Raw genomic sequence first — 16,683 nt, forward strand, 5'->3', positions numbered from 1 at the left:
TTCCCCCAATTATTAGTATGGTTCGCCAGACACTCTTTACCCTCGGCCTTGTTGCACGCAGGCATGACCGTTTTATCGAGTAGAGCTCCGTTCGGCGCGACGACAGGTCGCAGAAGGACCGACGAACGGCAAAGATTACCATTTGCCCGTGACAGAAAAACCAAACTGATATCACCTTTTGTGTGACATCTGTTCCGATCACGCACTAAAAAACGTTTCACCCATTGACGGGTATTACCCGGACAACCCTTTCACAGGAAACCCTATGCCCATCGTCGTCGAATCGCTGAGCGAACCCAGCTATCAGGATCAGCAGGATCTGCAGAAGATCTACCACGACGCCCCACATTGGCTGCTGGCTCCGTTCAACGATCAGGCGCAACTGATTGAACACAGCCTGCGCGACGGCTCGCTGATCGCCGGACGCTTCAATGACCGACTGCTTGGCGCGGCACGCCTGCACCGGCAGCAGGACATCTGGCAGCTATCCCATTTGTGCGTGCGAAAAATCACCCGGCGCCGCGGCGTGGCTGAACGCCTGGTCAGCGAAGCGCAAAAAATGGCCGAGCTCGCGGGGGCCAAATTGCACTTGCAGGCCCCGGCCGGGCACCTCGAAGCCCAGGCACTGGCTGCCAAGCTCAAATTGCCGCTGGATCAGCTCTAGAGCGATCACCGACCAGTCGTCAGTTTCGGGGCGCTATACTCCGTGGCTAAATTTCGACATTGACTCATTACAAGGACTCGCCCATGAAAGCGTTCGGCAAAATCCTGGGATTGGTGCTTCTCGGGTTGTTGCTGATCATTGTGGCGCTGGGCTTTGCCCTGACCCACTTCTTCGATCCCAACGACTACAAAGACGAGATCCGCCAGATTGCCCGCGACAAGGCCCACATCGAGCTGACGCTCAATGGCGATATCGGCTGGAGCCTGTTCCCCTGGCTTGGCCTTGAGCTGCACGATGCCGGCGTCGCGACCCTGGCCAATCCGACCCAGCCGTTTGCCGACCTGCAAATGCTTGGCCTGTCCGTGCGGGTGCTGCCGTTGCTGCGCCGCGAAGTGCAGATGAGCGATGTCCGCGTCGAGGGCCTGAACCTGCGCCTCAACCGTGACAAAAATGGCCACGGTAACTGGGAAGACATCGGCAAGGTCCCGCCTGTCGCCGCCAAGGCAGATGCGCCGGCGACCGGCAGCACCAGCGAGCCGGTCGCCGAAATACCCGCGACCCCGGAAAAACCGGCCCAACCGATTCGTCTCGACATCGACAGCCTGACCGTGAACAACGCCCGGGTTGAATACAACGATGAGCGAACCGGCAAGCAGTTCAGCGCCGAAAGCATCCAGCTGAGCACCGGCCCGGTGCATGACGCAACCAACATTCAGGTCAAGCTGACGGCATTCCTGGCCAGCAACCAGCCGGACGTGCGTGTGCGCACCGAACTCAACGGCGAGCTGCGTTTTGAACGCGCCCTCCAGCGCTACCAGTTCGAAGACATGAAACTGACAGGCGAAATCTCCGGCGAACCGCTGCAAGGCAAGATCGTGACCTATGCCGCTCAAGGCCAACTGTTGCTGGATAAAGCCGCGAATGTCGCCGAATGGACCGGCATCAAGATCTCTGCCAACCAGTTGCGCGCGCTCGGTGAACTGAAAGTCAACGACCTGGACAAAACCCCGCAAATCAGCGGCGGGGTGTCGATTGCCCAATTTGACCTGGCGAAGTTTGTCGACAGCATCGGCCAGAAACTCCCGGCCATGGCCGAGGGCAGCCTGAGCAAAGTCGAACTGGTCAGTCGCCTGGCCGGTACCCCGAGCAGCGTGGTGCTGGACGATCTCAACCTGAAAGTCGACGACAGCAGTTTCAGCGGGCGTATCGCCGTCGAGGATTTCGCCAAGCAATCGTTGCGCGTGCAGCTCAAGGGCGACACCTTCAACGCTGATCGCTACCTGCCGCCAAAATCCGCCGAAGCCAACAGCGCTGCAGTGGCTCGTCAGTCGGAAGTCAGCAGCACCGAGACCAACGCACTGGCCGGCGCCGGCAGCACACCACTGCCGAACGCCCCCACCAAAGGCGCCTGGAGCAACGACAAACTGATTCCGGCGGAACGCCTGAGCAAACTGGATCTGGACGCCGACCTGACCTTCGGCCAGCTGACCCTCGACAAGCTGTCGATCCAGAATGCCGCACTGAAAGCCACCGGCCAAGGCGGCCTGCTGACCCTGGAAAACCTGCGTGGCGATCTCTACAACGGCAACTTCGCCGCCAAGGGCACGCTGGATGTACGCCAACCTGTGCCATCGCTGAGCATGCAAACGCAGATCAGCAAAGTCCCGGTGGAGAACATTCTCGAAAGCCAGGGGAAAAAACCGCCAGTCAAAGGCCTGGTCACGCTCAACAGCAACCTGACCGCCAGCGGCAACAGCCAGAAAGCACTGATCGACAGCCTCAATGGCACGGCCAGTTTTGTGCTCAATAACGGCGTGCTGCTCAACGCCAACCTCGAGCAACAGCTGTGCAAAGGCATCGCCACCCTGAACCACAAAACCCTCAGTGGCGAACCGCATGGCAAGGACACCCCCTTCCAGGAACTCAAGGGCAACCTGACGTTGCGCAATGGTGTGGCCAGCAATCCGGACCTGAAAGTCCGTATCCCGGGCATGACCGTCAACGGCAACGGTGACGTCGACCTGCGTGTGCTGGGCATGGATTACCGCATTGGCATCATCGTCGAAGGTGACAAGAGCGACATGCCGGACCCGGCCTGCCAGGTCAACGAGCGCTATGCCAGTATCGAGTGGCCATTGCGCTGCCGCGGACCGCTGGAACTCGGCGCCAAGGCCTGCCGCCTGGACAACGAGCGTCTTGGTCAGATGGCGAGCAAACTGGCGGGGGACAGGCTCGGCGAAAAAATCGATGAGAAACTCGGCGACAAAGTCAGTCCGGAACTGAAAAACGCCCTCAAGGGGTTGTTCAAGCGATGAAAGCCGAGCAGTTCTCAACCGCAGTGCTGGACTGGTACGACCGCCACGGCCGCCACGACCTGCCCTGGCAACAGGGCGTCACCCCGTATCGGGTGTGGGTCTCCGAAATCATGCTGCAGCAAACTCAGGTCAGCACCGTACTGAACTACTTCGACCGGTTCATGGCGTCGTTGCCAACAGTCGAAGCCCTGGCCGCTGCGCCAGAAGATGAAGTGCTGCACCTGTGGACCGGACTGGGTTACTACACCCGCGCCCGCAACCTGCAAAAAACCGCGAAGATCGTCGTTGCCGAGTACGGCGGCGAGTTTCCCCGGGATGTCGAAAAGCTCACTGATTTGCCGGGCATCGGCCTGTCCACTGCGGGCGCCATCGCCAGCCTGAGCATGGGCTTGCGCGCGCCGATCCTCGACGGCAACGTCAAACGGGTGCTGGCACGCTTTACCGCGCAAGAGGGCTACCCCGGCGAACCGAAGGTTGCCAAGCAGCTGTGGGCCAACGCTGAGCGCTTCACGCCTTACGATCGGGTCAACGCCTACACCCAGGCGATGATGGACCTGGGCGCTACGCTCTGCACCCGCAGCAAGCCAAGTTGCCTGCTGTGTCCGCTGGAAAAGGGCTGTGAGGCGCACATGCTCGGCCTGGAAACCCGCTACCCGATCCCCAAACCGCGTAAAACCGTGCCACAGAAGCGCACGCTGATGCCGATGCTCGCCAACAGCGACGGCGCCATTCTGCTTTACCGCCGCCCTTCCACGGGCTTGTGGGGCGGTTTGTGGAGCCTGCCGGAACTCGACGACCTCGGTGATCTGGAACACCTGGCATCGCAACACTCGCTGGAACTGGGCAAACACGTTGAACTGCCGAGCCTGGTGCACACCTTCAGCCATTTCCAACTGGCTATCGAACCCTGGCTGGTCCAGGTCCAGGAGGCCGGCCATCACGTGGCCGAGGCCGACTGGCTCTGGTATAACCTCGCCACCCCGCCGCGCCTGGGCCTTGCCGCCCCGGTAAAAAAACTGCTGAAGCGCGCGGCCGATGTATTGAACGCAGGAGAGTCGTCATGACCCGCACCATCATGTGCCGCAAGTACAAAGAACAATTGCCAGGCCTGGAGCGCGCCCCGTTCCCGGGCGCCAAAGGTCAGGACATTTTTGACCACGTCTCGGCCAAGGCCTGGGCCGACTGGCAAAAACACCAGACCCTGCTGATCAACGAAAAACGCCTGAACATGATGAACGCCGAAGACCGCAAATATCTTCAGGGCGAGATGGACAAGTACTTCTCCGGCGAGGAATACGCCAAGGCCGAAGGCTACGTTCCACCTGCCGAGTAATCCCGTAAAAACGGGGGTTGGATCGTAAGCGACGGTAATAATTAAATATTTTTTGAAAACTTGCTTGACGACCCCCTGAAAAACCCGTTTAATGCGCCCCGTTGCCCAGATAGCTCAGTCGGTAGAGCAGGGGATTGAAAATCCCCGTGTCGGCGGTTCGATTCCGTCTCTGGGCACCACCTTTCGTTTTCAGGTGATGCCAAGCACACCTGAAAACACACAAGAAGCCCGCCTAGTGCGGGCTTTTTGCTTTCTACGGTTCCCAACCCTTCCCTTGTAAGCCCAAACATATGTGAGTAGATTCGTGAGTAGATCCAGTTCGGTCTAGAAATCTACTCACACCAGCGCGGCAAAACGCCCGGCTGGTGCGGCCTGCAAGGAGGCAGCGTGCCACTCTCAGATACCACCATCCGTACCGCCAAGCCGAAGGACAAGCTTTACCGGCTGACCGACGCCAACGGTTTATGCCTTGAAGTAACCCCGACCGGCTCCAAGCTATGGCGCTATCGGTACCGCTTCAACGGCAGCGCGAAGATGCTGGCGATCGGTGCATACCCTGCCATCACCCTGCTAAAAGCCCGCCAGCTTCGCGATGGGGCGCGCCAGCTACTGATTGAGGGCACAGACCCCGGCGAGCAAAAGAAAGCAGCCAAACAGGCGCAGAGGGTCGAGGGGCTGACTTTCGAGACGCTGGCACGTGAGTGGTTCGCTTACAACGCCCCTCGCTGGGCAGAGAGCACTACCTACAAAGCCAAGCTGTATCTGGAGAATGATCTGATTCCGGGTATCGGCGCCCGCCCGGTGAAAGCGATCACCCGGCCCGATCTGGTGGAGTTGGTGCGCAAAGTGGAAGCCAGGGGCACGCTGAATGCCGCCGGCAAGATCCGCCAATGGCTACACCAGATATTTCGGTATGGGCTGGCCAAGGGCGTCGTAGAGGTCAATCCGGCCACCGATCTGAACGTGGTAGCTGCGCCAACAAAAGCCGCTCGCCATCACCCGCACATCACCTTTAACGAATTGCCCGAGCTTCTGGGCAAATGCGAAGCTGCGAACATCCATACCCTGACCCGGCACGCTATCCGTCTGCTCGCGTTGACAGCCGTTCGCCCTGGCGAACTTCGCCAAGCCCCTTGGACAGAGTTCGACCTAGAGGGCGCTGCCTGGACGATTCCAGCCGAACGCATGAAAGCCCGCCGGCCTCATATCGTCCCCCTGCCCCGCCAGGCCGTTGCCATCCTGCGCCAACTCCAAGAGGTCACTGGGCGCTATGCATTGGTTTTTGCTGGCGCCAATCCCGATCGCCCTATGAGCGAGAACACGGTGAACAAAGCACTGCGAGTGATGGGCTACGAAGGTCGGCAGACAGGCCATGGCTTCCGCCACCTGCTGAGTACCGAACTGAACGGGCGCGGGTACAACAAGGACTGGATCGAGCGCCAGCTTGCCCACGGTGACAGTGACGAGATCCGTGGCACCTATAACCATGCGGCCTATGTCGAGCAACGCCGGGGAATGATGCAGGAATGGGCTGACTCCATTGACGCGCTATGTGCTGGTGCGAAGGTAGTTTCTATTCGGAGTGCCGTATGAGTACAAAACCCACAAAGATCGAACGTGAGTTCATGGAGCCTTTGGATCGCCTGATTGAAGAGTTTGCAGAGGCACAGAGCCAAAGCGATCCATTAAATTTCCAACAACTGAAAAGACTGATGGAGCTTTCCCTCGAAAATAAAATTAGCGAAGAGAATGTCAAAGACTGCCTCGACAATGCCTTCGCGACATTTGAAAAGCTAATGATGATCCTTCCTGAAATTACACCCCGTTTGACAGAAGGGGTTTCTGGACTTGTGTTTGCTGTACTGAACAACAAAATCGCAACAGCCTGTGAAATAGCAGAGACCGAGCGCAGCCGAGCCACACCAAAGAAGAAGTCAATGGCTAAAGAAAGGGCTTGGGTCATTGCAAAGGATCTGTGGATCGCCGATATCGACAAGAAGATTCGAGTTTCTGAAATGGCTGACAAAGTATACAAAGCACTGCTTGAAGAAGGCTTTCACGATGCTTTACCAGGAAAATCTGAGCAATTGGTGAAATGGCTCAAAGAGAAAGAAGTGCCAGAACACGCAAGCCTGCCTGGTAGATAAATACCCCTATCGTCACGGTTAACCTGTTTCTCATCAGGGAAAACCAATTTGTCGTGACTGTAGAGGATTTTTAAAAAAAGGGCTTCCGTCGAATATTCAGCCATCGTAACCAACACCGCCCCAGGAGGCGCAGTCGATGGCAACTCAAGCCCACCCTATTCGCAAATCTGAACAACCGACTACCACAGGGGATCATCCCCGTCGCTTTATCAAGCTTGGCGAGGTCAAGGCTCTGACCACGCTCTCTACATCTGAGATTTACCGTCGCATTGCAGCAGGGCGCTTCCCTAAACAGGTGATGCTTGGGCCAAAGTCTGCAGTCTGGATTGAGGCCGAGGTAATTGCCTGGTGCGACTCGTTGGTCGCTTTGCGAGTAGAGGCGGCCTAGATGACCGACCAAAAAAATGGCCAACCTAATAAGGCCAGCCACGAAAATACTCACGTAGAGAATACCAGCAACGACGCCCAACTAGCGCGGCTTGTTCCGCGCCTACGCCAGGGGCCTGCCGACACCTTCGCAATCATGCGCGACCTGAACATCTGCCGTCCTGGTGCGCGGATCTGCGATCTTAGGAACGCCGGTTACAAGATCATTACCAACCGCATCACGATGACGGACGAGTGGGGCCGCATCCACCGTGGTGTTGCTGTCTACACACTGATCTCCGAGCCCGGTGCGAAGGTGGCGGCATGACAGCCCGCATAATTCCCTTCGACTACGAGGGCCAGGCCGTGCGTTTCAATGCCGACGGCTGGATCAATGCAACTGAAGCCGCTGCGCAGTTCGGCAAAGAGCCCGCACAATGGCTCAGGTTGCCCGATGCAATCCGCTATCTGGAAGGTCTGCAGCGTACATATGGGGAAATCACATATGTAAAAACCAGCCGCGCAAGGAAGGACCGCGGCGGCGGTACCTGGCTCCACCCCAAGCTAGCGGTGAAGTTCGCCCGCTGGCTCTCTGTGGACTTTGAGATCTGGTGTGACGAGCAGGTAGATGCCCTGCTGCGCGGCGAGTCGAAGCCATGGGCCAGCGCCCGGCGTGAGGCTGCCATAGGCTACCGCGCCGTGTGTGATGCGCTGGCGCTCAACTGCGAGGCTCAAGGCAAGACGCCTCAGCGACACCACTTCATCAACGAAGCTCGACTCATCAACGAGGTGATTACCGGGGCGTTCGTCGGACGCAACCGCGACCAGTTGAACGCTGGTGAGCTGGAGCTAGTCACCTTGGCCGAGCTGCGCGACACGGCACTGATTGGCTCGGGCATGGCCTACGCCGAGCGTAAAGCTAACCTGCTGTGCTACGTCCATGGGCTACAGAGCAAACACCGGCGGAGGATTGCCGCATGACGCCCACTCAATCATTCCCAACTGTTGCCAAGCTCGCCCATCGGAGTTATCGTCCGCCCGTCGCTGCAAATTCAGCGACCGGGTTTTGCAGCCCGAATATCGTTAGGCGCATAAGCGCCACCGTCTCGAAAGTTGGCGCTTTTTTCATGCCTGCAACTTCGTTTTATGGTGGCTGTGCGTGGGGCGCTTTCGAGCGCGCCGGGCTCCTAACGTCCCGGTCTGCAAACCTGCGCACAGCCGCCACCCAATTCTGTTTTGCAGCAGGTAGTGGCGGCTCCTCAACGTTAGGAGCTGTACCAATGAAACACGCCCTCAATCCGTCCGCTCTTCGCGCATTTGCTCACCGCCGCATGGCTTTGAGCGCCCTCCGCGCAAACTCGTCCCTCTCCGTTCGCCTCACTCGCTACAACGCCCACATGACCATCGTTCGCACCCTGGAAGCTCAAGGCGGTGCGCAATGACCCAGAGCACCGCCAACATCGCCGACGACGCACTTGACCTGCTGCGCGCTACCCAGGAACGCATCAATCACATGCGAGTGCTGTTCAACTCCATCATCAAGGACATGAAGCACGGCACGTCGCACGACATCGAGGAGCTGGCGAACCTCGGCGGCTTTCTCGGCTACGACTGGGCGAACTACGTCGATTCTGAGGTGGAGAAGATGCAAGAGGTTCTGGACGCCGCGGAGGTGGCCAAATGAGCGCGCAAATCAAAATCCGTGACGACCTGAGCTTCACGACGCGTGATTCCGAAGGGCGATTGATCAACTGGCCGCGGAACAATCCCGGTGTAGCGGCTGACTGGCAGAAGGGTGTCGACTTCTTCGAAGGTGAAGTGCGCGACCTGGCGGCGCACGATGAAACTGAAGCGTTCTACGCCATCCAGTTCGCACTTGTCGGGATGGGTGGCCGCTACACCTGTCTTGAAATTGGCTTCATTGATCGCGTGGCCCGGGCGGCGGTAATTGGGCTTCGTGTTATTCGCGGCGGCGCAACACGGTTCGAACCGACCGACTCCGAAGAGATTTAAACCATGAAAATTCAAAACGGCGCACTAGCGTCGACGGGATCGGCTTGCCCGAAGAAAGCCAAAGAGCTGTTTTACGTCAGTCACCCGAAGGTGCCAAAGGCATTGCTGGGGCCATTCCTGACCGAGGTCGACGCGGAGTGCGGGCGCGTAGTTATGCGTAGTGCTGATGCCCAGGTGACGACCTGCCTGGTCGACTCAATCGACGAGCTGACCTATTGGCATGCGGTGAACAACGGCCGGGTTTGTCGAGCCTTCGCTGGGAGCGCCAGCCATGGGTAACGTGATTCCTTTCGAGCTGGGCGCCATCACCGTGCGCGACGACGTGCCGCCGCATATGGACGACTACGGCCGGATTTTGTTGATCGGCGCATTCAGCGATCTGGTGCAACTGCGTGACAGCGCGGCGAACGAGCACAGCCGCAAGCAAGCCGACGCAATCGTTAAACAGATCGGCCGCGTGCTGGCGCGATACGAACCGGAGGGCGCCGCATGAGGGGCACTCCAAAGCTAACCATCGTCGGTGATGATCCGCTTCATAGCCTCGTACTCCCCAGGCTGGATGGAGTGAGGCGGTCCGCAACGGATAACTACATGGCCAAATGTCCTGCGCACCAGGACAAGTCACCATCGTTAAGCGTGGCGTCCGGCATTGACGGTCGCGTGCTGATTCATTGCTTCGGCGGCTGCGCTACCTCTGATGTTCTCGCCGCAATCGGCCTTGAGCTCAAGGACTTGTTTGCCGGGAATCTGAGCGACACGGCACGACTCGACTACCAGCGAAAGTCCCTGGAGAGCGCCCGCAATCAGGCAAGGCTGATCCAGACTATTGCCGCCGCTCAGCTAGACCGTGGGGAAGCGCTCAGCGCCATTGATCTGGACCAGTTACAAACTGCCGTAGGACGAGAGCGAGAGATCAATGATCAGCTCGCAGAACTCGACGTAGACGGGACAGTGAGAGTTGCTCCCGACAGGCCATGCTGGGCCGTGTACGAGCATTGGGTGACCAACGAGAAAGGTCGCAAGCTGCGCCCGGGCGTCTACTGGCACGGCTTCAAACGCACGGCCGCCGACCAGGACGACGCTGAGGGCGATACCGGTGACCGTCCCATCACTGATGAGTGGATCGCCAGCCCCGTCACGGTCGTGGCCCGCACCACCAACAGCGACAATGGGAGCGAGGGGCGTCTGCTGCGCCTGGTCACCGAGGGTGGCATTAAGGAATGGATCATCGCCATGGAGGTGTTCGGCGGCAGCGGCGAGGACGCCCGGCGTGCCTTGTTCGGCATGGGCGTCATTATCGCCCTGAAGAAACGCGGCACCTTCATGGAGTACCTGCTTGACCAACACCCTGCCGAGGTGTTCGCCACCACCAGCCGACCGGGTTGGCATGAGTCGGGGGCGTTCGTGCTGCCCGGGCGGACGATTGGCAGCGACAAAGTGCGGTACCAGGCCAGCAACAAGGCTCAGGTTCTTTTCAGCCGCCGCGGCGAGCTGGCGCTATGGCAGACGGAAGTGGCCGCGAAGTGCGCCGGCAACCCGGTGCTGACCCTGGCGATCGGCTGCTCGCTGGCCGGCCCGTTGTTGAGTCTGGTCGGCGTGCTGGGGGGTGGTGTTCACCTGGTGGGCGACAGCTCGAGCGGCAAGTCCTTGGCACAACTGATCGGCTCGTCGGTGTGGGGTGACCCGGGCGTATTCGCCGCCAGTTGGGACATGACCAAGGGCGGCCTGGAGATCGAGGCGTCGAGCCGTAACGACACCATCTTGCCGTTGGACGAGATCAAACGCGCCGACCCGAAGCGCGTACAGGAAATGGCCTACTCGCTCGCCAACGGCCAGGGCAAAGGCACCATGACCCGTGAGCGTGAAGGTCGCGCCAAATTGAGCTGGCGCCTGCTGACGCTCTCCAGTGGCGAGCGCTCGCTCTCCGAACACGCCGCGATATCCGGCAATGCCGCTCACGCTGGCGCCGAGTTGCGCATGGTCGACGTGAACGCCGGCACCCGCACGCATCGGGCCTTTGACGAATTGCACGGGCTTGAGGGCGCGGACTTCCACCGGCAGCTCACCGTGGCCGTCGGCGCCCACCATGGCCACCTCGGGCCAGCGTTCGTCGAGAAGCTGCTCGCCAGTGACGACCGTACTGGACTGCTCGAAGACTTCGCCGGCGTGCGCGCCAGCTTTGTGGAGGACAACGCTCAGGCCGGGCGCGTGGCCGATCGGTTCGCCGTCATCGCGCTGGCGGGCGAGATGGCCATCGCCTACGGCCTGCTGCCATGGAAACCGGGCACCGCCCTCGCCGACTGCCGCTTGCTCTATGGCGAATGGCTCAGTCGGGTAGGCAGCGGGAATGCTGAAGACCGACAGATCCTCGCCGGCATTCTCGACTTCATCGATCGCCATGGCAGTAGCCGCTTTTCCGATGTCGATGACGTGACGCCTGACACCAAGGTATTCAACCGCGCCGGCTATTGGGAGCTGACGGGCAATAACCGCCTGTACCTGTTCAACAAGCCGGCACTGATCGAAGCTGCCCATGGCTACGGCCTGTCTCGCATCATCAAAGCGCTGGAAGGCGCGAACGTCCTGGCCCGCCGCGACAACGAACGCAAAACCAAAAACTACCGGCTCCCCGGTGGTGGCCAGGCACGCCTGTACGTGGTCGATCCCGAGGCAATGGACCGCGAAGGGGGTGGTGTATGACGCCTCCACTCGGGCAAATCAGCATTGCCCAAATACACAGGAACCTAGAATCACTGGCAACAGTGGCAACACCGGCAACGGCCTTGTGGGACGTGGCTTGCAGCCGTTGCCACCCTATAAAAAGAGTGGCAACAACTGGCAACACACACCTCAGTTTCAATATAAGGGGCCAGCTCAACCCGTCAGCCTGGTTATCACTGTTGCCGGTAAAAATCCGGTGGCAACAATTTGGAAGCATTGGCAACACCTGGAGGCCACGGTTTACGGGGCTGTTGCCATTGTTGCCGCTGTTGCCGGCGTTTTTGAAATCACAGGAACATTGGATTACGAGTAATCAGGCCGAGGTGGCGCTATGAGCCTCCTGTCCGCCCTGCTCGATCACATGCCGCCGGCCATCGCCGGGACCGACTCCACAAAATTGCGGAGTCGCCCTCAGTCTCGCCCGCATTTGGTGCTGGCCAACCGCGTCGAGCACCCTGCCCAGTTCGTTACCGGCCCCCATGCCAGTGCCGCCACGGCCACACCTGAGTGGCGACAGGCCCGTGACCAGTACCTCAACCACATCATGGTTTGCCGCTCCTGCTACGCGCCCACCGGCCGCCACTGCTCGGCTGGCGTTGACCTGCGCGCCGCTTACGACTCAACGCCCATGGAGAAAGCCCAATGAGCACCAGCCTCGTCATTGCCCTGGTCGACATCGCCAGGAAACCCGGCGCCAGCATGAGCACTAGCCTGATCACCACCCGGCGGATCTGCCGCGCTTTCGGTGCGCGGCTTGACTCGATCCGCGACGAGCGCCGGGCCATCCGCCGCAAGGCCAGCAAGTTGCGCCAATACCTGCCATTCACCGCCAGCACCATCGCCGAGCTCGAGCAACGGGCCGCCGACCACCGTCGCGTGGAGTCGGACGACCTCCGCACAGTGCTCGTCGGGTTCGGGCGCTCGCTGGTGCTGGATACCGAGGGGCTGGCCAACGGGCTTGGCTTCGATCGGCTGTGCGACCTGCTGGCGATCAATACCGTGGAGCGCGAGACAGCGCGCAAGGAGGGCTTGGCCAGCCTGGCCGATCTGGTGTTCGCCTACGCACTGGAGGACAGCGCCGCCCGCCGAGGTCAGGAATGGAACGACGCACCGCTGTTCAACGCCTGCCGACTCGCAACCATGAATTTCATCAGGGAATGCCCAGAGCACCTTCTGCCCGACCCGTTCGCGCCTGGTGCGCCATTCGGCCCAAGGCTGCCGCCCGACCTGCGCCTCGTCGGCAAATGACCCCATCGGTACGCGACACGTTTTCGTAATTCGCAAAACGTGTCGCGACACACAGAGCAACACAACCGGGCATCAGCCCATCACCAACGCCAGAGGTGTACATGACAGACCAAGGCAGCAATACAGCGAGCCAACCGCCCACACACCAAGAGCGCTTCGCAGAGGCGTGCAAGACCTTAGATTTTTCCAGCGATGCGCGAGTGATCGGAGGGTATGTCGTCTGGGAGGTCCAGCACCTCCGCGACGGCCAGAAGGTGACCATAGACGGGCCCTTCTTCAGCGAGAGCGAGGCCAGGATCTCGGCCGATCTGTTGCGTGGGACTTTCCGCGGGGCTCGCGCTTATCAGGCCATTCATTGCTCAGCCTGGAACCCAAATCCGCAACGCGAGAAGGCTATTCGTGACGACGCAATGGCATCCCGAATGATCCTGGCGATGCAACTGCGTGTCGACGTGCCCACCAACAGCGCCACGGGCGCACCGGAGTAAAAGCGATGGCAATGACCACCAACTACGGCAGCAAAACTCGAATCTTGCTCAGCGGTTCGGCCGCGAAGTTGTTCGGGCGTGAACACACTTACGAGTTGTCGACCGGCGACGTGCGCGAGGCGGTAAAGGCGATCGACGTAAACCATCCAGGCTTCGCACGGTATCTCGCAACTGCGAAACAGATGGGGCTTGAGTTTGCGATTTTTCGGAACCGTAGGAACGTCGACGAAAAGGAACTGGCGCTGGGCGGCGCGAAGGAAATACGCATTGTGCCGGTGGTTTGTGGCAGCAAGCGCGCCGGGCTTCTGCAGACCATCATTGGTGTCGCGCTGATTATCGCCAGTCCGTTTACCAATGGAGCGACACTCGCCCCAGGTATTGCCATGGTCGCCGGCGGCGTTATTCAAATGCTCAGCCCCCAGGCCCAAGGCCTTAAAACCAGTGCTCCCCCAGAAAATCATCCGGGATATGCATTTGGCTCCGCCAAGAACACCACAGCAAGCGGTAATCCGGTGCCTCTCTGCATCGGTCATAGGCGTTGGGGTGGTGCAATCATCAGCGCGGGAATCTACGCAGAGGACCAGGTATGAACGCCTCACAGTACAACCAGATCAGAACCATCAAGCTCTATGGCCAGTTGCGCCAATTTGGGAAGTCTTACCAGCTCGCCGTGCGCACCCCTGCCGAGGCCATCAAAGCGCTTTGTGTGCAGCTGCCAGGCTTCGAGCGCTTTCTATCGAACGCGAAATCAAGGGGACTTGAGTTCGCGGTGTTCTTAGGGAAAAAGAACGTCGGGGAGAATGAGCTCAGAATGCATGGCGAAGGCGACATTGTGATTGCGCCGGTGATCGTCGGCAGCAAGCGGGCTGGTGTGTTGCAGACTGTTGTAGGCGCGCTGCTAATCGCCGCTTCCTTCCTCTCCCTTTGGGCGCCGCCGGTATCTGCTGCTCTGTTTGCAACAGGTGTAGGAATGGTCGCGGGCGGCGTCATCCAAATGCTCAGTCCCCAGGCCGGCGGCCTAAAGACCAGCGCCGCCCCTGAAAACACCCCTGGCTATGCTTTTGGTAGTGCCAGGAACACCACCGCCTCGGGTAACCCGGTCCCGCTCTGCTTCGGCAAACGTCGGGTGGGCGGGGCAATTATCAGCGCGGCGATTTATGCTGAGGACCAGATGTAGAGCGATTGACTATGGCCGCTCTCCGGGCGGCCGTTTCATACCCGTAGACAGCCCCTTAGACCATGCGCCTATCTCGCTAACTACGGAGCTCTCTAGCCAGTGTGGTAACCACTCAGGTAACCACCAAAAGTAACCACCCCGCCTGGTTACCATCCATCAAAGGGATCTCCGTTACGGAGTCATCCAGCGGCCCCACCTTGACAATAGTTAACAGGTTGACGGGTGGGCCAAGCCCCAATACCGCGTTTCCAATGTCAGGTTTTCGTGTCAGCCGAATATTAGGTTTTGTTAGGTTGCTGGCGCTGCCCAGATCGGGCGGTATCCACTCTGGTATCCACCGCTTGCCACTCGTCCGACTGATGCGGTAACCACCGGGGTAACCACTAAAAGTAACCATCTAGCACGGTTACCATTTATCACAGGGATATGCGTCAAGGAGTCGCCTGGCGCATCAACCTACCCATCAAAACCTTTCAAGAACAGCCTGAGCCTCCTTGTTCCCCTGATCCGCTGCCTTTTTCCACCAGAAATGAGCTTGGGCTCGATCTTTACGTACCCCCTCACCCATGAAGTAAAGATTTCCCAAACTTGCCTGTCCTCCATCCTCGCCCTGCTCGGCAGACAGACGAAACCATTTAGCAGCGGCGGAATAATCCTTTGCGACACCTTCACCTTTCACATACAGCAGCCCCAGGTTGAACTGGGACCTTGCATTACCTTGCTCAGCAGCCTTGCGATACCACGAGGCGGCTTCAACTAAGTCGCGCCCCACGCCGGTACCGCGCTCATAGAAAACGCCCATATTGTGCTGGGCAAAGGCCACTCCATTGTCGGCGGCCTGCCGATACCAATACACGGCCTTATCCTGATCCTGGGTAACACCCTCACCGTTGGCGTACTGTACAGCCAGGTTGAATTGCGCCGATGCGTCTCCCTGTTTGGCGGCTTTCAAGTACCACGAAGCGGCCTCAACATGGCTCTGAGGGACGCCCTCACCCATTCCGTACAGAATGCCGAGTCTGTATTGGGCCGCCGGGTAATCCTGATCAGCTGACAGCGCATACCAATGGGCAGCCTCATTGATGTTTTTCGGCACGCCACGACCGTACTGATAAATCGCACCCAGTTGGCACTGGGCATTGGCAGCGCCTTGTTCAGCCGCCTTACGGTAATAGGTGAACGCCTTTTGCAGGTCCTGCGTCACGCCATCGCCTTGATCGTAATGTACGGCAAGGTTGAACTGTGCAACCGCATTCCCCTGCTCGGCAGCCTTTGTATACCACGCTATTGCTTGCGGGATGTTCTTCTCTACCCCCTCGCCGTGGTCGTATAGAAACCCTAGATTGGACTGTGCTACAGGCTCGTTCTGCTCGGCGGCTTTACGAGACCAGAGGGCTGCTAGCGTTGCGTCTCTTTCCAGACCTATACCCTGCAGATACAACCGCCCCAGGTTGGACTGGGCATAAGCATTACCTTGCTCCGCTCCCTTGCGATACCAGGCCACGGCTTGCGCCATGTCTTGGGCAACCCCATCACCTTTTTCATAGCGCACGCCCAAGCGAGACTGCGCATCAGCATTACCGAGCAAAGCAGCGCGCTCGATTGTGTTGAGATCCGCAGAAGCATAGGTGTGACTCGTAAATATCAGCACGCTGAAAAGCACAACGGACGAACCCAGTCCGCGTTTGAACACTGAGAACATAACCAACTCGCTCAATCCTGACTGAAAGGGCAACGATGCGGCACTGATGATAGTTCGCTTCGGTCCAAAACGGGCCGGCGTTGGTGAAGCCTATTCCATATGACCAACGATCTAACGTCATTTACCGCTGACACTCCACGGCAACCTGCTCGCCAAATAGCATCGCCCAGAGCCCTCCAACCTGACAATAGTTAGATGGCTGACGGGTGGGCCAAGCCCCAATACCGCATTTCCAATGTCAGGTTTTGTCAGGTTTTCGCATCAACCGGATGTTAAGTTTTGCTAAGCCGGTGGCGCTGACCAGATCGACCTGTAACCACCCTGCCTGGTGACCGACCATCCCACTTTGAGAAATACACGTTGAAAAAGTGAGCGGCAGAAAACAGAAATAAGCGAACGCTTCTGAGCGTGCAGACCTGAGTTTGCTGATGACTTGTAGCAGGCCACCAAAGGTTGGCGCCTGCGTCGTGGAAGATGTTTGCGCTGGTGAACATCGGTATGCAAGACCG

Annotated in this window: 21 protein-coding genes and 1 tRNA gene; 21 read left to right on the forward strand and 1 reads right to left on the reverse strand. The window is 59.1% G+C overall.

Going from position 1 to position 16,683, the window contains the following annotated elements:
- Nucleotides 1–265: 265 nt before the first annotated feature.
- From AC1DIH_RS02675 to AC1DIH_RS02775, 21 genes are all read left to right on the forward strand, one after another.
- Nucleotides 266–664: an acetyl-CoA sensor PanZ family protein gene (locus AC1DIH_RS02675; RefSeq protein ID WP_103319673.1), complete on the forward strand. Its 399-nt coding sequence runs from the start codon at nucleotides 266–268 to the stop codon at nucleotides 662–664.
- An 83-nt stretch (nucleotides 665–747) separates the two neighbouring features.
- Nucleotides 748–2,979, forward strand: coding sequence for an AsmA family protein (locus tag AC1DIH_RS02680; protein WP_477770489.1), 2,232 nt, complete (start codon nucleotides 748–750; stop codon nucleotides 2,977–2,979).
- The gene (mutY, locus tag AC1DIH_RS02685) at nucleotides 2,976–4,043 is read left to right on the forward strand and encodes an A/G-specific adenine glycosylase (protein WP_477770490.1); all 1,068 of its coding nucleotides are present in this window, start codon (nucleotides 2,976–2,978) and stop codon (nucleotides 4,041–4,043) included. The genes AC1DIH_RS02680 and mutY overlap by 4 nt, the downstream gene beginning before the upstream one ends.
- Complete coding sequence (locus tag AC1DIH_RS02690) at nucleotides 4,040–4,312, forward strand: oxidative damage protection protein (RefSeq protein WP_019691289.1); 273 nt, start codon at nucleotides 4,040–4,042, stop codon at nucleotides 4,310–4,312. The genes mutY and AC1DIH_RS02690 overlap by 4 nt, the downstream gene beginning before the upstream one ends.
- 103 nt (nucleotides 4,313–4,415) lie before the next feature.
- Nucleotides 4,416–4,491, forward strand: a tRNA-Phe gene (locus AC1DIH_RS02695).
- Between the two features lie 208 nt (nucleotides 4,492–4,699).
- Complete coding sequence (locus AC1DIH_RS02700) at nucleotides 4,700–5,905, forward strand: tyrosine-type recombinase/integrase (RefSeq protein ID WP_427544692.1); 1,206 nt, start codon at nucleotides 4,700–4,702, stop codon at nucleotides 5,903–5,905.
- Nucleotides 5,902–6,459 carry a hypothetical protein gene (locus tag AC1DIH_RS02705; protein ID WP_427544690.1) on the forward strand — a complete coding sequence of 186 codons (558 nt, stop codon included), beginning with the start codon at nucleotides 5,902–5,904 and terminating at the stop codon, nucleotides 6,457–6,459. The genes AC1DIH_RS02700 and AC1DIH_RS02705 overlap by 4 nt, the downstream gene beginning before the upstream one ends.
- Nucleotides 6,460–6,595: 136 nt before the next feature.
- The gene (locus AC1DIH_RS02710) at nucleotides 6,596–6,847 is read left to right on the forward strand and encodes a helix-turn-helix transcriptional regulator (RefSeq protein ID WP_427544688.1); all 252 of its coding nucleotides are present in this window, start codon (nucleotides 6,596–6,598) and stop codon (nucleotides 6,845–6,847) included.
- On the forward strand, nucleotides 6,848–7,153 hold the full coding sequence (locus AC1DIH_RS02715) for a helix-turn-helix domain-containing protein (RefSeq protein WP_427544687.1): 306 nt from the start codon (nucleotides 6,848–6,850) through the stop codon (nucleotides 7,151–7,153). It abuts the gene before it with no gap.
- Nucleotides 7,150–7,806 (forward strand): KilA-N domain-containing protein, encoded by a 657-nt coding sequence (locus tag AC1DIH_RS02720; protein ID WP_427544685.1) that lies wholly within the window; start codon nucleotides 7,150–7,152, stop codon nucleotides 7,804–7,806. The genes AC1DIH_RS02715 and AC1DIH_RS02720 overlap by 4 nt, the downstream gene beginning before the upstream one ends.
- Nucleotides 7,807–8,263: 457 nt before the next feature.
- A complete protein-coding gene (locus AC1DIH_RS02725) occupies nucleotides 8,264–8,509 on the forward strand; it encodes a hypothetical protein (RefSeq protein WP_427544683.1) in 246 nt (81 codons plus the stop codon).
- Nucleotides 8,506–8,838 (forward strand): hypothetical protein, encoded by a 333-nt coding sequence (locus AC1DIH_RS02730; protein ID WP_427544681.1) that lies wholly within the window; start codon nucleotides 8,506–8,508, stop codon nucleotides 8,836–8,838. Before AC1DIH_RS02725 ends, AC1DIH_RS02730 begins: the two co-directional genes overlap by 4 nt.
- Nucleotides 8,839–8,841: 3 nt before the next feature.
- A complete protein-coding gene (locus AC1DIH_RS02735) occupies nucleotides 8,842–9,117 on the forward strand; it encodes a hypothetical protein (protein WP_427544679.1) in 276 nt (91 codons plus the stop codon).
- Nucleotides 9,110–9,331 carry a hypothetical protein gene (locus AC1DIH_RS02740; protein ID WP_427544677.1) on the forward strand — a complete coding sequence of 74 codons (222 nt, stop codon included), beginning with the start codon at nucleotides 9,110–9,112 and terminating at the stop codon, nucleotides 9,329–9,331. Before AC1DIH_RS02735 ends, AC1DIH_RS02740 begins: the two co-directional genes overlap by 8 nt.
- Nucleotides 9,328–11,538, forward strand: coding sequence for a DUF927 domain-containing protein (locus tag AC1DIH_RS02745; RefSeq protein ID WP_427544675.1), 2,211 nt, complete (start codon nucleotides 9,328–9,330; stop codon nucleotides 11,536–11,538). Before AC1DIH_RS02740 ends, AC1DIH_RS02745 begins: the two co-directional genes overlap by 4 nt.
- Entirely contained in the window at nucleotides 11,531–11,872 is a 342-nt protein-coding gene (locus AC1DIH_RS02750) for a hypothetical protein (protein ID WP_427544673.1), read from the forward strand. Before AC1DIH_RS02745 ends, AC1DIH_RS02750 begins: the two co-directional genes overlap by 8 nt.
- A gap of 18 nt (nucleotides 11,873–11,890) precedes the next feature.
- A complete protein-coding gene (locus tag AC1DIH_RS02755) occupies nucleotides 11,891–12,205 on the forward strand; it encodes a hypothetical protein (RefSeq protein ID WP_427544671.1) in 315 nt (104 codons plus the stop codon).
- On the forward strand, nucleotides 12,202–12,807 hold the full coding sequence (locus AC1DIH_RS02760) for a hypothetical protein (protein WP_427544669.1): 606 nt from the start codon (nucleotides 12,202–12,204) through the stop codon (nucleotides 12,805–12,807). Before AC1DIH_RS02755 ends, AC1DIH_RS02760 begins: the two co-directional genes overlap by 4 nt.
- Before the next feature lie 101 nt (nucleotides 12,808–12,908).
- A complete protein-coding gene (locus AC1DIH_RS02765; RefSeq protein WP_427544667.1) occupies nucleotides 12,909–13,295 on the forward strand; it encodes a hypothetical protein in 387 nt (128 codons plus the stop codon).
- Between the two features lie 5 nt (nucleotides 13,296–13,300).
- Entirely contained in the window at nucleotides 13,301–13,885 is a 585-nt protein-coding gene (locus tag AC1DIH_RS02770) for a tail assembly protein (protein WP_427544665.1), read from the forward strand.
- Nucleotides 13,882–14,472 carry a tail assembly protein gene (locus tag AC1DIH_RS02775; protein WP_427544663.1) on the forward strand — a complete coding sequence of 197 codons (591 nt, stop codon included), beginning with the start codon at nucleotides 13,882–13,884 and terminating at the stop codon, nucleotides 14,470–14,472. The genes AC1DIH_RS02770 and AC1DIH_RS02775 overlap by 4 nt, the downstream gene beginning before the upstream one ends.
- A gap of 463 nt (nucleotides 14,473–14,935) precedes the next feature.
- Here AC1DIH_RS02775 and AC1DIH_RS02780 read toward each other — a convergent pair whose 3' ends face one another.
- Nucleotides 14,936–16,174: a tetratricopeptide repeat protein gene (locus tag AC1DIH_RS02780; RefSeq protein WP_427544661.1), complete on the reverse strand. Its 1,239-nt coding sequence runs from the start codon at nucleotides 16,172–16,174 to the stop codon at nucleotides 14,936–14,938.
- Between the last annotated feature and the right edge of the window lie 509 nt (nucleotides 16,175–16,683).

The organism is Pseudomonas sp. 05N36, from assembly GCF_056397385.1.

Coding starts and splice junctions, on each gene's coding strand:
- AC1DIH_RS02765 (WP_427544667.1), top strand. CDS start 12,909: ATGACAGACCAAGGCAGCAATACAGCGAGCCAACCGCCCACACACCAA.
- AC1DIH_RS02780 (WP_427544661.1), bottom strand. CDS start 16,174: ATGTTCTCAGTGTTCAAACGCGGACTGGGTTCGTCCGTTGTGCTTTTC.
- AC1DIH_RS02770 (WP_427544665.1), top strand. CDS start 13,301: ATGGCAATGACCACCAACTACGGCAGCAAAACTCGAATCTTGCTCAGC.
- AC1DIH_RS02715 (WP_427544687.1), top strand. CDS start 6,848: ATGACCGACCAAAAAAATGGCCAACCTAATAAGGCCAGCCACGAAAAT.
- AC1DIH_RS02680 (WP_477770489.1), top strand. CDS start 748: ATGAAAGCGTTCGGCAAAATCCTGGGATTGGTGCTTCTCGGGTTGTTG.
- AC1DIH_RS02745 (WP_427544675.1), top strand. CDS start 9,328: ATGAGGGGCACTCCAAAGCTAACCATCGTCGGTGATGATCCGCTTCAT.
- AC1DIH_RS02705 (WP_427544690.1), top strand. CDS start 5,902: ATGAGTACAAAACCCACAAAGATCGAACGTGAGTTCATGGAGCCTTTG.
- AC1DIH_RS02720 (WP_427544685.1), top strand. CDS start 7,150: ATGACAGCCCGCATAATTCCCTTCGACTACGAGGGCCAGGCCGTGCGT.
- AC1DIH_RS02740 (WP_427544677.1), top strand. CDS start 9,110: ATGGGTAACGTGATTCCTTTCGAGCTGGGCGCCATCACCGTGCGCGAC.
- AC1DIH_RS02760 (WP_427544669.1), top strand. CDS start 12,202: ATGAGCACCAGCCTCGTCATTGCCCTGGTCGACATCGCCAGGAAACCC.
- AC1DIH_RS02710 (WP_427544688.1), top strand. CDS start 6,596: ATGGCAACTCAAGCCCACCCTATTCGCAAATCTGAACAACCGACTACC.
- mutY (WP_477770490.1), top strand. CDS start 2,976: ATGAAAGCCGAGCAGTTCTCAACCGCAGTGCTGGACTGGTACGACCGC.
- AC1DIH_RS02755 (WP_427544671.1), top strand. CDS start 11,891: ATGAGCCTCCTGTCCGCCCTGCTCGATCACATGCCGCCGGCCATCGCC.
- AC1DIH_RS02775 (WP_427544663.1), top strand. CDS start 13,882: ATGAACGCCTCACAGTACAACCAGATCAGAACCATCAAGCTCTATGGC.
- AC1DIH_RS02735 (WP_427544679.1), top strand. CDS start 8,842: ATGAAAATTCAAAACGGCGCACTAGCGTCGACGGGATCGGCTTGCCCG.
- AC1DIH_RS02690 (WP_019691289.1), top strand. CDS start 4,040: ATGACCCGCACCATCATGTGCCGCAAGTACAAAGAACAATTGCCAGGC.
- AC1DIH_RS02675 (WP_103319673.1), top strand. CDS start 266: ATGCCCATCGTCGTCGAATCGCTGAGCGAACCCAGCTATCAGGATCAG.
- AC1DIH_RS02725 (WP_427544683.1), top strand. CDS start 8,264: ATGACCCAGAGCACCGCCAACATCGCCGACGACGCACTTGACCTGCTG.
- AC1DIH_RS02730 (WP_427544681.1), top strand. CDS start 8,506: ATGAGCGCGCAAATCAAAATCCGTGACGACCTGAGCTTCACGACGCGT.